Origin of the sequence: Candidatus Pantoea deserta (genome assembly GCF_003813865.1) — a bacterium.
Classification (GTDB): Bacteria; Pseudomonadota; Gammaproteobacteria; order Enterobacterales; family Enterobacteriaceae; genus Pantoea; species Pantoea deserta.
The window spans coordinates 310084-328260 of sequence record NZ_RMVG01000001.1 but is presented as its reverse complement, the minus strand read 5'-3'; the positions used below and the strand labels follow the sequence as shown (position 1 = coordinate 328260).

The following is an 18177-nucleotide window of genomic DNA, read 5'->3' as shown; positions in this document are numbered from 1 at the left end:
CTTCGCCTTCTGCTGCGGTTTCCCCGTTATGTCGAGGCGAATCATGGTAACATATAAAAATACGAGTAATAACGATAACGAGTATCATTATCAAATTGATGCGCCAGACGTATCAGTGAACAGTGAAGGTTCGGAATGTTATGCGCCAGCTCACCGCAATAGCCGCCTCAGGGATGCTGCTGTTGCTCTTATTCGCGCTCAGCCTGATGCTTGGCGCGAAATCGATCGCAATCCATGATGTCTCTCTTGCCCTGACCTCCAGCTGCGATAGCGCCGACTGCGTCATCGTGCGCGAAGCGCGTCTGCCGCGCACGCTCGCCGGCCTGCTGGCTGGCTGCGCGCTGGGGCTGGCGGGCGCGCTGATGCAGAGCCTGACGCGCAATCCGCTTGCCGATCCCGGCATTCTCGGCGTGAATGCCGGCGCGGGCTTCGCCGTGGTGCTGGGGATCGCGCTGTTCGGCGCGGATTCGCCTGCCGACTGGCTTGGCTTTGCCTTTGGCGGCGCGCTGCTGGCGTCGCTGCTGGTGGCGCTGACCGGCGCCATCGGCGGCGGCCGCGTCAATCCGGTGCGCTTAACCCTGGCTGGCGTGGCGCTGGGCGCAGTGCTGGAAGGGCTGACCTCCGGCCTGTCGCTGCTGAATCCCGATCTGTATGACCATCTGCGCTTCTGGCACAGCGGCTCGCTGGATATTCGCAGTTTTGCCATACTGCGCGCCACCTGTCCGGCGGTTATCCTCGGCGTGCTGATCGCGCTGCTGCTGGCGCCTTCACTTAACAGCCTGAGCATGGGCGGCGATCTGGCGACGGCGCTCGGTACGCGCGTGGCGCGCACGCAGCTGCTGGGGCTGCTGGCAATCGCGCTGCTGAGCGGCGCGGCGACGGCTGCCGTTGGCCCGGTGGCCTTTATCGGACTGATGACGCCGCATCTGGCGCGCTGGCTATGGGGCAGCGATCACCGCTGGATGCTGCCCGGCACCTTGCTGATTACCCCCTGTTTGCTGCTGGCTGCCGATATTCTGGGCCGCGTGATGGTCCCCGGCGAGCTGCGCGTCGCGGTGGTGACCGCGCTGATCGGCGCGCCGGTGTTGATCGTGCTGGTGCGCCGCAAGCTGGGAAGAGGGCAGATATGAACCGGGCGATAAAACAGGCTATCTGGCTGCTGGCGCTCTGCGCGCTGCTGGCCTTTCTGGGGGTGACGCGCGGCGCGCTGCCGATTAGCGGCGGGCAGATCTGGCAGCTGCTTAACGGCGAGGCGGCGCGTAACGTTCAGCTGATTGTGGTGGAGTGGCGTCTGCCGCGCGTGGCGATGGCGCTGCTGATCGGCGCGGCGCTGGGCGTCAGCGGCGCCGTTTTTCAGTCGCTGCTGCGTAATCCGCTCGGCAGTCCGGATATTCTTGGCTTTAACACCGGCGCGTATAGCGGCGTGCTGGTGGCGCTGGTGCTGTTTCATCAGAGCAGCGAGGCGATGACGCTGGCGTCCTTGATCGGCGGCGTGCTCACCGCCGCTGTGGTTTATCTCTTTGCCTGGCGCAACGGCGTGGAGACCTTCCGGCTGATTATCGTCGGCATCAGCGTGCGTGCGCTGCTGATGGCGCTCAACGGCTGGTTAATCATCAGCGCTTCGCTGGAGGCGGCGCTCAGCGCGGGCCTGTGGAGCGCCGGCTCGCTCAACGGCATCACCTGGGCGAAAACGCCGGCGGCGATCGCCGTGCTGCTGCTGGCGCTGCTGGCAACCGCGCTGCTGGCGCGGCGTATGCGCCTGATGGAGATGGGCGATGACACCGCCTGCGCGCTGGGCGTGCCGGTAGAGCGTACCCGGCTGTGGCTGATGCTGGCTGGGGTGCTGCTGACCGCCGCCTCGACCGCGCTGGCAGGCCCGATCTCCTTTGTTGCGCTGCTGGCGCCGCAGATTGCCCGTCGCCTGTGCGGCGGCATTAAGGGCGCGTTGCCGCTGGCGGCGCTGTGCGGCGCGCTGCTGCTGCTGGCGGCAGACTACGCGGCACAGCATCTTTTCCTGCCTTATCAGCTGCCGGTCGGCGTGATTACCGTCAGCCTCGGTGGCCTTTATCTGATTGCACTACTGGTTCGGGAGGCGCGACGCCAATGACAGAGAAGAGTGCTCGCCTGCAAGGCGACGCGCTGACGCTGGGCTACGACAAGAAAATCGTGGCGGAAAATGTGTCGGTGCGCATCCCGGATGGCGAACTGACGGTAATTATCGGCCCTAACGCCTGCGGTAAATCGACGCTGCTGCGCGCGCTGAGTCGGCTTGCGCCGCCGCTGAAGGGGCAGGTGCTGCTCGACGGTGAAGCGATTGCTCGCCTGTCCACGAAAGAGGTGGCGCGGCGTCTCGGCCTGCTGCCGCAAAGTTCGCAGGCGCCGTCGGGCATTAGCGTCAGCGAGCTGGTGGCGCGGGGCCGCTATCCCCATCAGCCGCTGTTTGGCCGCTGGCGCGACGAGGATGAGGCGGCGGTACAGCAGGCGATGCGCGCCACCGGCGTGGCGGATATTGCCGCGCAGCCGGTCGATCAGCTCTCAGGCGGTCAGCGTCAGCGCGTCTGGATCGCGATGGTGCTGGCGCAGCAGACGCCGCTGCTGCTGCTGGATGAGCCTACCACCTGGCTCGATATTACCCATCAGATCGAGCTGCTGGAGCTGATGCAGGATCTTAATCAGCAGCATGGGCGCACGCTGGTGGCGGTGCTGCACGATCTTAATCAGGCGTGTCGCTACGCCACGCACCTGATTGCGATGCGCAGCGGCCAGATTATTGCCGAAGGCAGGCCGTCTGAGATTGTCACGCCGGAACTGATTGAGGCGGTGTACGGGCTGCGTTGCGTTATCGTTGACGATCCGGTGGCGCAGACGCCGATGATTGTGCCGCTGGGACGCGACAGACGCTGAAAGGCTCCTCTTACACTGCGCTGAATGTAAGAGGAGGCAGGGGACGAGTGCCGAAGCGGATGATATGGCCCGACTGCAAAGTCGCTTTACGCCTCTCTGCTCGCGCGGCCCGCGCAAATACGCACCTCATCCCTGAGGCGCGCCGTTGCCGGGCCAGCGCGCTGCGTTGTCTACAGAGCTTCCGGCGTTTATGTCCTTGCCGCGGGACGCTTCGCGCTCTGGGCCATACTATCCACTTTCCGGCTAAGCTGCTGCCTGCAAAAAAGGGCGTCAGCTCAACTCCGCCAGCAGCCGCTGCAACTGCGGGCCGATCTGTTCGAACAGGCGCGGCGAGATAATCTCTACGTGGGCGCACTCCAGCGGCCAGACCTCCAGCTCACCGACATAGGGCGCCCAGGCGCGGCGCGCATCCTGTCCCGGCTGCTGCGTCTGCGTTGCGAGAAACAGCGTCGCGCGGCCGTTAAAACGCGCGCTGCGCGCTGTCGCCAGCAGACGCACCGAACTGGCGTAGTTGGACTCAATGGCGTCAAACATCGCCTCCAGCCCTTCGCCCGCCTGCTGACGCTGCGCCGCGATAAACTGCTCGCGCTCACGATTGACCTCCTCCAGCACCGCCGGATCGAGGCGGTTCTCGCCGCGCCTGTCGTCCCAGTTCTGCGTTTCCGGCGGCCAGGTATCAAGCAGGCCGAGAAATGCGACTTTTTCGCCCGCCGCTTCCAGCCGCGCGGCAATGCCCTGCGCCAGCGTGCCGCCAAGCGAGTAGCCGAGGAAGTAGTAAGGGCCGTGCGGCTGCTGCTGGCGTAGCGTGGCCAGATGGGCGTCGCAGACGGCATCCAGATGCTCAGCCTGATTCAGCGGACCGCTGGCGTCGGGTGACTGAATGCCGACGATTGACCAGCGCGCGTCAAGGTAGCGTTGCAGGATACTGAACTGCCAGGCGAAGCCGGATGCCGGATGGAAGCAGAACAGCGTCGGACCGCTGCCGCTGCGCAGCGGCAATACCGGTTCGAAACCGGCGCGTTGCGCGGCCTGTTTGTCATCCAGCAGCGCGGCCAGCTTCTCAACGGTGGACGCAACCATAATCTGCCCGACGGAAACCGGCAGCTTCAGATCGCGTCGCAGCTGCGCCGCCAGCCGCATTGCCAGCAGCGAATGACCGCCCAGCGCAAAGAAGTCCTCCTGCGCGCCAATGGCGTCGCGTTCCAGCAGCGCGGCAAACGCCTCTGCCAGACGCGTTTCCAGTCCGGCGCGCGGCGCGCGGCCTGCGCCGCCCGTGTCGCTTTGCGGCAGCGGCAGGGCCTTGCGGTCCAGCTTACCGTTGCTGCTGAGCGGCAGCGCGTCGAGCGCGACTATTGCCACCGGCACCATATGCGCGGGCAGCCGCTGCGCCAGCGCGGCGCGCATGACGGCGGCGTCTACCGGCTGGCTCGCCACCACATAGCCTACCAGCTGACGCGCGTCTCCCTGCTGCGCGCTGGCGTTGCCCAGCACTACCGCATGGGTTACCGCCTGCTGTACGCCTGGGAGCGCGGCCAGCGCCTGGTCGATCTCATTCAGTTCGATACGCTGTCCGCGAATTTTCAGCTGATCGTCGCTGCGGCCCAGATACTCCACCGCGCCGTTCGCGAGCCAGCGCGCGACGTCGCCGGTGCGATACATGCGCGTGCCGTTGCCAAAGGGATCGGCGACAAAGCGGCTGGCGGTCAGATCGGGCCGGTCGAGGTAGCCGTGCGCCAGCTGAATGCCGGTGAGATAGAGATCGCCCGCCACGCCTGGCGGAACCGGTTGCAGACGGGCGTCCAGGATGCGCAGCCCCGTATTCCATACCGGGAAGCCGATCGGGACGCTGGCGCCTTCCACCGCCGCCAGCTCAGGGCCAAAGGCCGGGTAGTAGCTGACATCGACGGCCGCTTCGGTCGGACCATAGAGATTATGCAGCGGCACCTGAGTCAGGCTTTCCCACTGGCGCGACAGATCGGCAGGCAGCGCCTCGCCGCTACAGAAGACGCGGCGCAGGCTGGCGCAGCGCGCCACGGACGTATTGTCCTGCAACGAGGCGACAAATGCCGCCAGCATCGACGGCACAAAGTGCGTCGTGGTGACGCGATAGCGCGCAAACAGCTGTTGCAGCGCGTCGGGATCGCGGTGCGCCTCTGGCGGAGCCATCACCAGCTGCGCGCCGGTCAGCAGCGGCCAGAAAAACTCCCAGACTGAAACATCGAAACTGCTGGGCGTTTTCTGCAATACCACATCATCGGCGCTCAGCGGATAGTGCGCCTGCATCCACAGCAGGCGGTTAACGATCGCTTCATGACCGACCAGCACCCCTTTCGGCCGACCGGTCGAGCCGGAGGTATAGATAATATAGGCGCCATCCTGCGGGCGCGGGCCCTGTGACAGCGCGCCTGCCGCGGCTTCCGGCAGCAGGGCGTCATAGAACAGCGGCGCAACCGGCGACAGCGCGGCGAAGCGCGCGGCCAGCGCGTGACTGACGATCAGCGTTTTCGGCGCGGCATCCTCCAGCATCATCTTTAAACGATCGTCGGGATAGCCGGTATCCAGCGGCAGCCAGGCCGCGCCGACGCTGACGATGGCCTGTAGCGCCAGCGACAGGAAGATCGAGCGCGGCAGCGCCACGGCGACAATATCGCCGCGCTGCACGCCGCTGGCTATTAGCTGCTGCGCCAGCGCCTCGACCTGTTGCCGCATTTCGCTGTAGCTGAGCTGATGCTCGCTGTCGGCCAGCGCAGGCGCGTCCGGCGTGCGCAGCGCCTGCGCCTGTAGCAGGCTGCTGAGCGTGGCCTCCGGGAGCGCGATGGCGGTCTGGTTAACCTTATCCAGCTGCTGGTGTTCCGCCTCGCTAAGCAGATCCAGTTCCCCGCACGGGCGCGCGGGCTGCGCCGCCAGCTGGTGCAGCAGCCAGTCAAAGCGGCTGGCATGCTGCTTCAGCATGCTCTCCTGATAGCGCCCGGCGTTAGCCAGCAGCTCCAGCGTCACGTCGCCCTGTTCGCTGATATAGATGGCGATTTCCAGATCGCGCACCGGCCCGGACGCCAGCTGATGGGTAATGCCTTCCAGCCCGTTAAAGTCGAGCTGATAGTCAAACATCTTCAGGTTAATCACCGGCCCGTAGAGCGGATCGCCGTCGCCGAGGCGGCCTGCATCGCGCTGTACCTGTTCGGCGTCGAAGCGCTGATGGCGGCGCATCTTTTTCACTTCGGCAGCCAGCTGGCGAGCCAGCGCGCTGAGCGGCTGGTTGGGATCGTAATGGACCGCCATCGGCAGCACGTTGATCACCGGCCCGGTCGCGCAGAGCGCTGCCGAACCGATGCGGCGCATAAAAATAAAGCCTGCGGCGAAGTCATTCTGGCCGCTGAGGCGCGCCAGCCAGAGCGCGACCAGCGCAAAGGCGGCGTCAGCAGCGCTGACCGCCATCTGCTGGGTTAACGTCTGGAAGAGAGGGCGGTCCAGTGAGAAGGTATGACGCAGCAGCGTGGTGCTGGCGCTCTGCCCGGCCAGCGGCAGCGGAGAAATCGAGGCGGGCGGCGGCAGCTGTGCGCTCTTTTCGCGCCAGAATTCGCGGTCGCGTTGCCAGGTTGAAGAAGCCTGGTAGCGCTGGTACTCCTCTACCACGTCGCTGAAAGGCACAAAAGGCGTGGGTTCCGGCGTTTCGTTGCGCATCCAGGCGCTGTAGAGATTAGCGATACGTCGCGTCAGGGCGGTAAAGCTGAAGCCGTCTACCACCAGATGGTGATAGCGCTGATACCAGAACCAGTGCCGATCGCCAACGCGCATCAGCTGATGATGCCACAGCGGCGCGCCGCTCAGCACGCGCAGCTCGCCGGACATATCGGCGCGCATCAGCGCGCGCGCTGCCGCCTCAGGATCGGCCTCGCGGCGCAGATCGACGACCTCAGGCAGCGTAAAGGTCTGCGGCGATAGCCACTGCACTGGTTCACCGTCCTGCTCGCCAAACGCCATGTTCAGCGTATCGGCTTCCTGCATGCCAGCGACGATAGCCTGACCCAGCAGCGCGCTGTTCAGTTCGCCGCGCAGTTCGACGAAATGCGCCACCGCATAGGCATTGCCGTGGGGCGACAGCTGGTCGGCGATCCAGATGCCGGGCTGTGCCGCTACCAGCGGCAGGACTTTTTGATCGGTATGTCGTGGGGTCATCAGGAGGTCAGTCATGGTCGCTCCGGTTTGCGGTTGCATGCGCCGGACGAATATCGTGCCAGTTCGCGTTGAGCCAGTTCAGGCAGTCGGTTTGCGGCTGGGGGCCAAACACGCTGCGCCAGCCAGCAGGCAGGGCGCGGAAAGCGGGCCACAGGCTGTACTGCTGCTGCGCGTTCTTCAGCACCAGACAAACCTGCTGCGGATCGTCAAAGGGATTGGGTTGCATATCGGTCTCCTGCCCGCAATAGCCGGGCTAGCCAGGCGATTTAAAGAAGGTGTTGCCACATTGCTTTCAGTCCATTGAGCAGGCCGCCGCGCCAGCACAGCGCGTCATGGCCGCCGTCGACCGGATGAAAAAGGACCTGATGTCCTGCTGCGGTCAGAACCAGCTGAATTTGCTGGTTTGCTTTATAAATCAGATGTTCGCGCCGTCCGGCTTCCAGATAGAAACGCGATGACGAAGAGGTGAATGCGCCCTGCTGCAACTGCTGGATCAGCTCGCCATTCGGCTGACCGCGCGTCGGCCACCAGAAAGAGCCGGAGAGGCTAATGGCGCCGCCAAATCTGCGCGGCCAGTTAAGCACGGCGTAGACAGACGACAAGCCGCCAAAGCTCTGGCCGCTGACCAGGGTGTCGGCGGCGCTGGCGCGATGCGGCGCCCAGTCGTGAACCTGCGGCAGCAGCTCTTCCTGCAACGCCAGCCAGAAGTCAGGGTTGCAGGGTAGCTCGCGGCTGCGATGCTCGCGATCGATGATGTCGATCATGACGTAAACCGCGGGCGGCAGCTCGCCTGCGTCGGTGAGCTGCTGAAGCGGCCAGGCCACCGGCATACTGCTGGCCCAGAACTGACCATCCAGCAGCAGCGCCAGCGGGCGCTCTGCGGGCCGCGCCTCGCCGGTGGCGTAAATCCATACCGAGCGGCGATTACCGAGGCGCGCGCTGTCCCAGATATGGTGCTGAAGCGAAAGAACAGGCGCGCGGCCTTCATCGACCTGCTTCCAGACGCGCTGGTCTGGCGCATCTGGCAGGTGCAGCGGCGAGACGCGCATACCGCGTCCGCCCGACCAGCCGCGCAATGGATTCAGGGGGTCATGCTGCGCGGTGGGAAATTTGCTGCTCCACCAGGCCCGTAGCTTCTGCATATCGGGTTCGCCCTCGAATGAGGCGGGATCGCTGTCAGGCATCAGACAGTAGCTACCGCGCCAGCTGGCGGGCAGCTCTGTGCGCCAGAACCAGACGTCAGTGCCTGCCACCCGGCTAAACGAGTGGGGCGCCGCGCGCTGATGATGATCGGTGACGCCAGTAATGTTGATCCAGACGCGACGGGTAGACGAGGTGGCTTCATTTCCCTGCGGGTCGCGCCAGAAAAAGGTCACGGCGCACTGGCCGTTGTCGGCGGCTTCGATGAGGGGCAGACCCTGACGCTGTAAAGATTGCCACCAGGTTTCGCTGCCGGTTTCGTTAGTTAACCACTTCATAAATAATGTATTTACTGGGCCAGGTGCGCGAATGTTATAAATAATACTATTGATAATTATTTGCATTTGCAATAGGGTGTTTCCCGCTCCGATATGAGGAGCGCATGCGTTCCGCCAGCCTCATCTGTCTGCATTGTCAGGCAATGTTCCGCGAAGGAGAGCCTGGGTTCGGCTGGAATGCGTGCCTAAAAGAAAGACTCTTTCACCGGCGCGCCCGCAGGAACCCGTCTGGTTCCGCTGGCAATCCAGGAACATAAAAAATGCCTAAATTATCGCGTTTGTCATTAGCCATTCTGATCGAACTTGGCCTTGCCACAGCCAGCGTACAGGCTGCGGACACCAGCACCTCTTCATCCAGCAACGGCGATACGATGGTCGTCAGCGCCGCGCAGCAGAATTTGCAGGCCCCTGGCGTTTCCACTATTACCGCCGACGAAATTAAAAAGCGTCCGCCCGCCCGCGACGTGTCGGAAATCATCCGTACCATGCCGGGCGTCAACCTGACCGGCAACTCCACCAGCGGCCAGCGCGGTAACAATCGTCAGATCGATATTCGCGGTATGGGACCGGAAAATACGCTGATTCTGGTGGACGGCATGCCGGTTTCCAGCCGCAACTCGGTTCGTCTCGGCTGGCGCGGCGAACGTGATACGCGCGGCGATACCAACTGGGTGCCGCCGGAGATGATTGAGCGTATCGAAGTGATTCGCGGCCCGGCAGCGGTGCGCTACGGCAACGGCGCGGCGGGCGGCGTGGTGAATATCATCACCAAAAAGTATGACGATAAGGCGTGGCACGGTTCCTGGAACGCCTATTACAACGTGCCCGAACATAAGGCCGAAGGCGCGACCCGTCGCACCAATTTCAGCCTTGAAGGGCCGCTGGGCGATGACGTCAGCTTCCGCCTTTACGGCAATCTGGCAAAGACTCAGGCCGACGCTTACGACATTAACGAAGGTCATGAGGCAGAGCGCACCGGAAGCTATGCCGGCAGCTATCCGGCAGGCCGCGAAGGCGTGGTGAATAAAGATATTAACGCCATGCTGCGCTGGGCGTTTGCGCCGATGCAGGCGCTGGAGTTTCAGGCGGGCTACAGCCGCCAGGGCAACCTCTATGCAGGTGATACCCAGAACACCAACACCAGCGCGCTGGTAAAAAGCCTGTACGGCGACGAGACCAACCGTCTTTATCGCCAGAATTTCGCCGTTAAGTGGACCGGCGCCTGGGATAACGGCGTCAGCACCAACACCTACGCGCGCTATGAAAATACCCGCAACTCACGCATCAATGAGGGGCTGGCGGGCGGCACGGAAGGCATCTTCTCTAACAGCGGCTTTAATACTATTCAGCTGGATGATGTGCTGCTGCACAGTGAAGTCAGCGTGCCCTTTGAGCTGCTGGTCAATCAGACCGCTACCATGGGGATTGAATGGAACCAGCAGCGCATGAAAGATCCGTCGTCGACCACCCAGGCGGCGTCCAATGGCGCGGTGCCGGGCATCTCCAGCACGGGTCGTAGTCCTTATTCGCAGGCGGAAATCTTCTCGCTGTTTGCCGAAGACAATATGGAGCTGACCGACAGCACCATGCTGACGCCGAGCCTGCGCTTCGATCATCACTCGATCGTCGGCAATAACTGGAGTCCGTCGCTGAATCTTTCTCAGGGGCTGGGCGATGATTTCACGCTGAAGATGGGAATTGGCCGCGCTTATAAAGCGCCGAGCCTGTATCAGACCAACCCGAACTATCTGCTCTACAGCAACGGGCAAGGCTGCGCGGCCAGCACAGGCGCGTGCTATTTGCAGGGCAACCGGGATCTGAAAGCGGAAAACAGCATCAACAAAGAGATTGGGCTGGAGTGGAAGCATGAAGGCTATCAGGCGGGGCTGACCTGGTTCCGCAACGACTACCGCAATAAAATCGAAGCGGGCTATGCGCCTTCCGGCAAAGCCGCGAACGGCACCACCGACATCTATAAGTGGGAAAACGTACCGAAAGCCGTCGTCGAAGGACTGGAAGGCACGGTAAATATTCCAGTTACAGACAGCATTGCGTGGAATAATAACTTTACCTATATGTTGCAGAGCAAGAATAAAGAGACCGGCGATCGCCTGTCGATTATTCCTGATTACACGCTGAACTCTACGCTGAGCTGGCAGGCGACACAGGATCTGTCGCTGCAAACCACCCTGACCTGGTATGGCAAGCAGGTGCCGAAAAAGTATGACTACAAGGGCAATGCGGTGACCGGCAGCGCCACCGATGAGGTCAGCCCTTACTCAATCGTGGGCCTGAGCGGCACCTATGACGTCAACAAGTACGCCAGCGTGACGGTGGGAGTCGATAACCTGTTTGATAAACGTCACTATCGACAGGGCAACGCGCAGACTACCGGCAATGCTACCACCAACTCTTATTTGTATGGCGCGGGCGCCAATACCTATAACGAGTCAGGTCGGACGTATTATGTCAGCCTGAATACGCATTTCTGATCAGTTCAGACGTAGCGGCAGTATGCAGCGGGCAATCAGCCCGCTGCGATCGCTGCGATTGGTTAATTGCAGCTCGCCATAGTGCATTTGCAGAATGCGCAGCACGATATTCAGTCCCAGTCCGCTGCCGCCATAGCGCTGATCGCGACGGCGAAACGCCTGGGTCAGCTCCTGCGCCGCATCGGGATCGATGCCCGGTCCCTCATCAATAACGCTCAGCACAATGCCGCGTTCATCCTCTTCCAGCGTAATCGCGATCTGGCTGTCCGGCGGGCTATAGCGTGAAGCGTTCTCCAGCAAGTTCCGTAACAGCAGGCGCAGCAGCACCGGTTCGCCCTGACTCTGCGCCACCTCTTTTACCGGCCAGATAAGCTGTTGCTGACGCTGTTCGACCAGCTCTTGCATCTCTGGCTGTAAGGGCCGAAGAATATCTGTCAGCCAGCGAATCGGCTGCGCATGGCCGCTGGCCAGCGCCTGGCTGGCGCGCGCCAGCATCAGCAGCTGCTCAACGGTATGCATCAGCTGATCGATACGCGTCACCAGCATGTCGCTGTGCGGCACGCCCTGCTGCTGCAACAGCTCCAGATGCAGACGCAGTCCGGCGAGCGGGGTGCGCAGCTCATGCGCGGCGTCGGCGGTAAACAGCCGTTCCTGCTGAAGCGTATGGTCAAGGCGCGCCAGCAGCTGGTTAATCGCTCCGGTCACAGCGACCACCTCTTCCATATCAGAATCAACAGGCAGCGGCGTAAGATTATCGGCGGAGCGCTGCGCCAGGCTGGTCTGCAAGGCGCGGAGCGGACGCACGATCCAGCTAATCGCCCAGAAAGAGAGCACCAGCGTCAGGCCAACCATCACGATTGAGGGCAGCAGCAGTGAGGCGATAGCCTCCCGAATCTCATTTTCAACGCGATCGTTACGGGCTTTAGCGGAGAGGGTTTCATTGACGAGGAAACTGATCTGCTCGCGGCTCTCATGCCACAGCCAGAACGCGCTCATGATCTGACAGGTCAGCAGTATCAACGCCAGCATAATCAGCAAGCGCTGACGCATGCTGTTCATTCGCGGTGCTCCAGCCGATAGCCGACGCCGCGAACGGTTTTGATACGGTCTTTGCCGAGCTTGCGGCGCAGGTTGTGAATATGCACTTCCAGCGTGTTGGAGCCGGTGTCATCCTGCCAGCTGTAGAGATCCTGTTGCAGGGTTTCACGATGCACGTTCTGACCAATGCGCATCAGCAGCCGCGTCAGCAGCGCAAACTCCTTTGGCGTCACGTCAAGCGGCCGGTTCTCCAGCAGCACCTGCTGCGAGGAGAGATTTAAGGTGAGATCGCCCTGTTGCAGCAGATTATCGCTGTGCCCCTGATAGCGGCGGATCAGCGCGCGAACGCGCGCCTGTAATTCGACCAGCGCCAGCGGCTTGATCAAATAGTCGTCGGCGCCAGCATCGAGTCCTTCAACGCGGTCGCTGAGCGCATCGCGCGCGGTGAGGATCAACACAGGCAGGTTGACGCCGGATCGCCGCCACTGCCGCAGCAGATCGCTGCCGTCACGATCCGGCAGACCCAGATCCAGCACGATAAGGCTGTACTGCGCGCTGTGCAGCAGCGCATCCGCTTCAGCGGCGCTGGCGGCGCAGTCAACGGCATAGCCCTGACTGCTCAGGGCCTGCATCAGGCCCGCCTGCAATAAAACGTCATCCTCAACAATCAATATTTTCATGTGCTAATTGTTCTGATAGATGTCCCTGTAGAGACGGCTCTCGAAGCGAACCAGCGGAATACGTCGCGTGCGCTGATCCTGCGGCGGCACAGCATAGCCTGACAGGAACTGCACAAAGGCGACCCGCGACCCGCTGGCCGTAGTAATAAAGCCCGCCAGGTTATAGACGCCCTGCAACGAACCGGTTTTCGCCGAGACTTTGCCGTCAACGCCCGCCTCGTGCAGACCGCCACGATATTGCAGCGTGCCGTCATAGCCCGCTCGCGGCAGCATGGAGATGTAATCCAGCGTCGCGTCGTTCTTCGCAATAAACTGCAATACCTGCATCATGGTATCCGGCGCGATAAGATCGTGGCGCGACAGGCCTGAGCCATCGACCTGAATGCTGTTGCCTAAATCAATATTCGCTTTCTCTCGCAGGATACGGCGAATGGCGTCCGATCCGGCGCGGAAGGTGCCCGGCACGTTGAAATAGTGATGGCCAATGGTGCGGAACACCGTATCGGCGATCATGTTGTCAGACTTTTTCAGCATAGTATGCAACAGCGAGTGCAGCGGCGCAGACTGCGTCGAAGCCAGCACGGTGCCCGGCGACGTCACCTGCGTCTGGCGCACCAGATGCCCGCTGTAGTCGATATCGGCCTGACGCAGCTCCTGCTTGAGGATTTCTCCGGCCCAGGCGGCATCGTCCTGGACGGCAAACGCCAGCGGCAGCGGCTCCGCGCGCTGGCGCATACAGCCGGTCAGCGTATAGCGATTCAGTTCGCCCGGCACCACGTCCAGCTCGCAATACTGTCCCTCGCCGCTGTTACGGCCGATGGTGCGCACCTGACTGAACATATGGGCGGGATAATAAGAGGCGATGCGCACAAATGCGGTTTCGCCTGGCTGGCTTGCGCTATAAAGCGAGACGGAGAAACAGTTTTTATCCACAATCGCCGCGCCCGGCGGCGCGCTGAAGCACTGCGTCAGATCGTTCCACGGCCAGCCCGGCGCCATATCATGGCTGGCAAATACCGAGGTATCGATCACCAGGTTGCCTTTAATATGCGTGACGCCCTGCTTTTTAAGCGCGGCCACCATATTGCGCAGATCCTGACGGCTCAGCGTAGGATCGCCTGCAAAGCGGGCGACCAGATCGCCATTTAGCGTCCCGTCGCTAATCGCGCCCTTGGTTTCCAGCGTGGTCTGAAAACGGTAGTCGCCGCCCAGCTCCAGCAGCGCGGCCAGCGCGGTAATCACCTTCATGGTGCTGGCGGGTAGCGCCATCTGTTTACCGTGATAATCGATTATCGGGGCGCTGGCGCCGACTTTCTGCACCATCAACGCCAGATTGGCACCATCTGGCAAGTACTGCATGTATTCATCAACGGGCGCTGCTTGTGCTTGCAGCATAAACGCACAGGTTAATCCGGTAACAAGTCGTGAAAATCGCATAATCTCGCGTTAACTGGCAGGTGAAGGCGTCAATACTACGTCCCGTTACGGTGGAAAGTAAACGATGACCAGCAGGGAACTCTGGGTTAAAATACGTATCAAAATGCAAAACCACATTCTGGCCTGGAACCTTTTCCGGGTCAGGATTCTTTTGTTTGCAAAACGAGGGTCAGACCCTACAGAACCGGTTTTTCTGTGGACACTGGTCAGGATGACGCCGTTAAAACAGGAAAGAGAGCGAGGAGCTTAAATGAATCAGATTCCGATGACGTTAAGGGGCGCCGAAAAGCTGCGTGAAGAGCTGAACGAGCTGAAAACGGTAAAACGTCCGCGCATCATCGCCTCAATCGCTGAAGCTCGCGAGCACGGCGATCTTAAAGAAAACGCGGAGTACCATGCCGCGCGCGAAGAGCAGGGCTTCTGCGAAGGCCGTATTCAGGAGATTGAAGCCAAGCTCTCTAACGCGCAGGTGATCGACGTCACCGCGATGCCCAATAATGGCCGCGTGATTTTTGGCGCGACCGTTACCGTGCTGAATACTGAGACGGATGAAGAGTCAACCTATCGCATTGTGGGCGATGACGAGGCGGATTTTAAGCAAAATCTGATCTCGGTAAACTCGCCGATGGCGCGTGGGCTGGTGGGGAAAGAAGTCGATGATGTGACCATCATCAAAACCCCAGGCGGCGATGTTGAGTATGAAATTCTTAAAGTGGAATACCTTTAAGAGACAGCTACGCTTTGAAAAGCATTGCAGCATAATGTAAAGAATGGAAAAAGGCCGCGATGCGGCCTTTTATCCCATGCGGGAGCATGGCACTTTCTTTGGTCGGCTTGCCGACGTACGCCTTAGCGCGGCAGAGAAATCTTGCTCTCTTTAGAAGGGCGATACAGCACCAGCGTTTTGCCGATAACCTGCACGTTGCTGGCTTTGGTTTCACGCACGATAGCCTCAACGATCAACTGCTTAGTTTCACGATCTTCAGAGGCAATCTTCACCTTGATCAGTTCGTGATGGTCCAGTGCAGATTCGATCTCGGCCAGCACGCCTTCGGTCAGGCCGTTGCCGCCCAGCATCACCACCGGTTTCAGTGGATGGGCAAGGCCTTTGAGGTGCTGTTTTTGTTTGGTACTTAGATTCATCGTATTTTTTGCTTACTCAGGGATTGAAAACGGTTCATTCTACCGCCATCTCGGGGTTATCACCAAATCAACGCGACCCATTGCGTGCAGGTTTATCGCTACGATGACGATTTAGTTGAGAAAATTATGACGGGTAAAAAGCGTTCAGCCAGCTCCAGCCGCTGGTTACAGGAACACTTTAGCGATAAATATGTGCAACAGGCACAGAAAAAAGGGTTGCGTTCGCGCGCCTGGTTTAAACTTGATGAAATACAACAGGGTGACAAGCTTTTCAAACCCGGTATGACCGTGGTAGATCTGGGTGCGGCCCCTGGCGGCTGGTCACAGTACGTGGTGCAGCAGATCGGCTCTGGCGGACGCATTATCGCCTGCGATATTCTGCCGATGGATCCTATCGTCGGTGTCGATTTTCTTCAGGGCGATTTTCGTGAAGAATCGGTGATTAAGGCGCTGCTTGAGCGTGTTGGCGATCAAAAAGTGCAGGTGGTCATGTCGGATATGGCGCCTAACATGAGCGGTACGCCGGCTGTTGATATTCCACGGTCAATGTATCTGGTTGAGCTGGCGCTGGAAATGTGTCGGGACATCCTGGCACCAGGCGGCAGTTTTGTAGTGAAAGTGTTTCAGGGAGATGGCTTCGATGAATACCTGCGGGAAATTCGCTCCCTGTTTACGAAAGTGAAAATTCGTAAGCCGGACGCTTCGCGATCTCGTTCGCGCGAAGTGTACATTGTGGCGACAGGGCGCAAACTATAGCCCAATTGATGAAGTTGCAGCCCACCGGCCGCGATTCCATGTATGAAGGATATATAGTACCCTACGCTGTCTGTTAACACCGTTGTAATATGAGGTTAATCCCTTGAGTGACATGGCGAAAAACCTGATTCTCTGGTTAGTCATCGCGGTCGTGCTGATGTCAGTATTCCAGAGCTTTGGGCCCAGCGAGTCGAATGGCCGTAGGGTTGATTATTCAACCTTCCTGTCGGAAGTGAACCAGGATCAGGTCCGCGAGGCACGTATTAACGGGCGTGAGATTAACGTAATCAAGAAAGACAGTAATAAATATACAACCTACATTCCTGTCAATGATCCCAAGTTACTCGATAACCTGTTGACCAAAAACGTCAAAGTGGTTGGCGAACCGCCGGAAGAGCCGAGCCTGCTGGCTTCAATCTTTATCTCCTGGTTCCCGATGCTGCTGCTGATTGGCGTGTGGATCTTCTTTATGCGGCAGATGCAGGGCGGCGGCGGTAAAGGCGCAATGTCCTTTGGCAAAAGCAAAGCCCGTATGCTGACGGAAGATCAGATCAAAACCACTTTCGCCGACGTTGCAGGCTGTGACGAAGCGAAAGAGGAGGTCGGCGAGCTGGTCGAGTATCTGCGTGAGCCGAGCCGCTTCCAGAAGCTGGGCGGTAAAATTCCCAAAGGCGTGCTGATGGTTGGCCCGCCGGGTACCGGTAAAACCCTGCTGGCGAAAGCGATCGCGGGCGAAGCTAAGGTGCCGTTCTTTACCATCTCAGGTTCGGACTTCGTTGAAATGTTTGTGGGTGTCGGCGCATCTCGCGTGCGTGACATGTTCGAACAGGCGAAGAAAGCCGCGCCCTGCATCATCTTTATCGATGAGATTGACGCCGTAGGCCGTCAGCGTGGCGCAGGCTTAGGCGGCGGTCACGATGAACGTGAGCAGACGCTGAACCAGATGCTGGTTGAGATGGACGGCTTTGAAGGCAATGAAGGCATTATCGTTATCGCGGCAACGAACCGTCCAGACGTGCTCGACCCTGCGCTGCTGCGTCCAGGCCGCTTCGACCGTCAGGTTGTGGTCGGACTGCCGGACGTGCGTGGCCGTGAGCAGATTCTGAAAGTGCATATGCGCCGCGTTCCGCTGGCGACCGACATCGACGCGGCTATCATCGCGCGCGGTACGCCGGGCTTCTCCGGTGCGGATCTCGCCAACCTGGTGAACGAAGCCGCGCTGTTTGCCGCTCGTGGAAACAAGCGCGTGGTCTCTATGGTTGAGTTCGAGAAAGCGAAAGACAAAATCATGATGGGTGCGGAACGTCGCTCCATGGTGATGACGGAAGCGCAGAAAGAGTCAACCGCGTACCACGAAGCGGGCCATGCGATTATTGGTCGCCTGGTGCCGGAGCACGATCCGGTTCATAAGGTCACCATCATTCCGCGCGGCCGCGCGCTGGGTGTGACCTTCTTCCTGCCGGAAGGCGATGCTATCAGCGCCAGCCGTCAGAAACTGGAAAGCCAGATCTCTACCCTGTACGGCGGCCGTCTGGCGGAAGAGATCATCTACGGTGCGGAACACGTTTCTACCGGCGCTTCTAACGACATCAAAGTGGCCACTAACCTGGCGCGCAACATGGTGACGCAGTGGGGCTTCTCGGAAAAACTGGGTCCGTTGCTGTATGCGGAAGAAGAGGGCGAAGTGTTCCTGGGCCGCTCTGTGGCAAAAGCGAAACACATGTCCGACGAAACCGCGCGCATTATCGACCAGGAAGTTAAGCACCTGATCGACAGCAACTATCAGCGCGCTCGCCGCATTCTGGGCGAAAACATGGACATCCTTCACGCGATGAAAGACGCGCTGATGAAGTATGAAACCATTGATGCGCCGCAGATCGACGACCTGATGGCGCGCCGCGAAGTGCGTCCGCCAGCGGGTTGGGAAGATCCAGGCAGCAATTCTGACAGCAACGGCACGCCGAAGGCGCCGCGTCCGGTTGATGAACCGCGCACGCCGAATCCTGGCAACACCATGTCAGAGCAGTTCGACAAATAACAGGGTTTTACCCTTGCAAAAACCCCGGCTGGTCC

14 protein-coding genes are annotated in these 18177 nt (G+C 60.4%); 7 read left to right on the top strand and 7 right to left on the bottom strand.

Going from position 1 to position 18177, the window contains the following annotated elements:
- Window positions 1–140 precede the first annotated feature (140 nt).
- From fepD to BBB56_RS01490, 3 genes are read left to right on the top strand one after another with little or no spacing between them, the layout of a single operon-like run.
- On the top strand, window positions 141–1130 hold the full coding sequence (gene fepD / locus BBB56_RS01500; RefSeq protein ID WP_123798168.1) for a Fe(3+)-siderophore ABC transporter permease: 990 nt from the start codon (window positions 141–143) through the stop codon (window positions 1128–1130).
- Entirely contained in the window at window positions 1127–2107 is a 981-nt protein-coding gene (gene fepG / locus BBB56_RS01495) for an iron-enterobactin ABC transporter permease (RefSeq protein WP_123798167.1), read from the top strand. The genes fepD and fepG overlap by 4 nt, the downstream gene beginning before the upstream one ends.
- Complete coding sequence (locus tag BBB56_RS01490) at window positions 2104–2904, top strand: ATP-binding cassette domain-containing protein (protein ID WP_123798166.1); 801 nt, start codon at window positions 2104–2106, stop codon at window positions 2902–2904. Before fepG ends, BBB56_RS01490 begins: the two co-directional genes overlap by 4 nt.
- A gap of 270 nt (window positions 2905–3174) precedes the next feature.
- On the opposite strand, the gene BBB56_RS01485 is transcribed toward BBB56_RS01490, so the two are convergent.
- From BBB56_RS01485 to fes, 3 genes are read right to left on the bottom strand one after another with little or no spacing between them, the layout of a single operon-like run.
- The gene (locus tag BBB56_RS01485; protein WP_123798165.1) at window positions 3175–7095 is read right to left on the bottom strand and encodes an enterobactin synthase subunit F; all 3921 of its coding nucleotides are present in this window, start codon (window positions 7093–7095) and stop codon (window positions 3175–3177) included.
- The gene (locus tag BBB56_RS01480) at window positions 7088–7306 is read right to left on the bottom strand and encodes an MbtH family protein (RefSeq protein ID WP_123798164.1); all 219 of its coding nucleotides are present in this window, start codon (window positions 7304–7306) and stop codon (window positions 7088–7090) included. The genes BBB56_RS01485 and BBB56_RS01480 overlap by 8 nt, the downstream gene beginning before the upstream one ends.
- Before the next feature lie 40 nt (window positions 7307–7346).
- On the bottom strand, window positions 7347–8558 hold the full coding sequence (gene fes, locus BBB56_RS01475; protein ID WP_123798163.1) for an enterochelin esterase: 1212 nt from the start codon (window positions 8556–8558) through the stop codon (window positions 7347–7349).
- 260 nt (window positions 8559–8818) lie between these two features.
- Between fes and BBB56_RS01470 the strand changes: the two genes are divergently transcribed.
- Complete coding sequence (locus tag BBB56_RS01470) at window positions 8819–11050, top strand: TonB-dependent siderophore receptor (RefSeq protein ID WP_123798162.1); 2232 nt, start codon at window positions 8819–8821, stop codon at window positions 11048–11050.
- Here BBB56_RS01470 and pmrB read toward each other — a convergent pair whose 3' ends face one another.
- The 3 genes from pmrB to dacB are packed head-to-tail and all read right to left on the bottom strand — an operon-like array spanning window position 11051 to window position 14205.
- Window positions 11051–12109 (bottom strand): two-component system sensor histidine kinase PmrB, encoded by a 1059-nt coding sequence (gene pmrB / locus BBB56_RS01465; protein ID WP_123798161.1) that lies wholly within the window; start codon window positions 12107–12109, stop codon window positions 11051–11053.
- Entirely contained in the window at window positions 12106–12768 is a 663-nt protein-coding gene (gene pmrA, locus BBB56_RS01460) for a two-component system response regulator PmrA (RefSeq protein ID WP_123798160.1), read from the bottom strand. The genes pmrB and pmrA overlap by 4 nt, the downstream gene beginning before the upstream one ends.
- A gap of 3 nt (window positions 12769–12771) precedes the next feature.
- Window positions 12772–14205 carry a serine-type D-Ala-D-Ala carboxypeptidase gene (dacB, locus tag BBB56_RS01455; protein WP_123798159.1) on the bottom strand — a complete coding sequence of 478 codons (1434 nt, stop codon included), beginning with the start codon at window positions 14203–14205 and terminating at the stop codon, window positions 12772–12774.
- Between the two features lie 250 nt (window positions 14206–14455).
- On the opposite strand from dacB, the gene greA reads away from it, so the two are divergent.
- A complete protein-coding gene (gene greA, locus BBB56_RS01450; RefSeq protein WP_123798158.1) occupies window positions 14456–14932 on the top strand; it encodes a transcription elongation factor GreA in 477 nt (158 codons plus the stop codon).
- Window positions 14933–15054: 122 nt separating this feature from the next.
- On the opposite strand, the gene yhbY is transcribed toward greA, so the two are convergent.
- On the bottom strand, window positions 15055–15348 hold the full coding sequence (gene yhbY, locus BBB56_RS01445) for a ribosome assembly RNA-binding protein YhbY (RefSeq protein WP_123798157.1): 294 nt from the start codon (window positions 15346–15348) through the stop codon (window positions 15055–15057).
- Window positions 15349–15474: 126 nt separating this feature from the next.
- Here yhbY and rlmE point away from each other — a divergent pair, with 126 nt between their 5' ends.
- Both rlmE and ftsH read left to right on the top strand, forming a co-directional pair.
- Complete coding sequence (rlmE, locus tag BBB56_RS01440) at window positions 15475–16104, top strand: 23S rRNA (uridine(2552)-2'-O)-methyltransferase RlmE (RefSeq protein WP_123798156.1); 630 nt, start codon at window positions 15475–15477, stop codon at window positions 16102–16104.
- 112 nt (window positions 16105–16216) lie between these two features.
- Window positions 16217–18142 carry an ATP-dependent zinc metalloprotease FtsH gene (ftsH, locus tag BBB56_RS01435; RefSeq protein ID WP_123798155.1) on the top strand — a complete coding sequence of 642 codons (1926 nt, stop codon included), beginning with the start codon at window positions 16217–16219 and terminating at the stop codon, window positions 18140–18142.
- Window positions 18143–18177 lie beyond the last annotated feature (35 nt).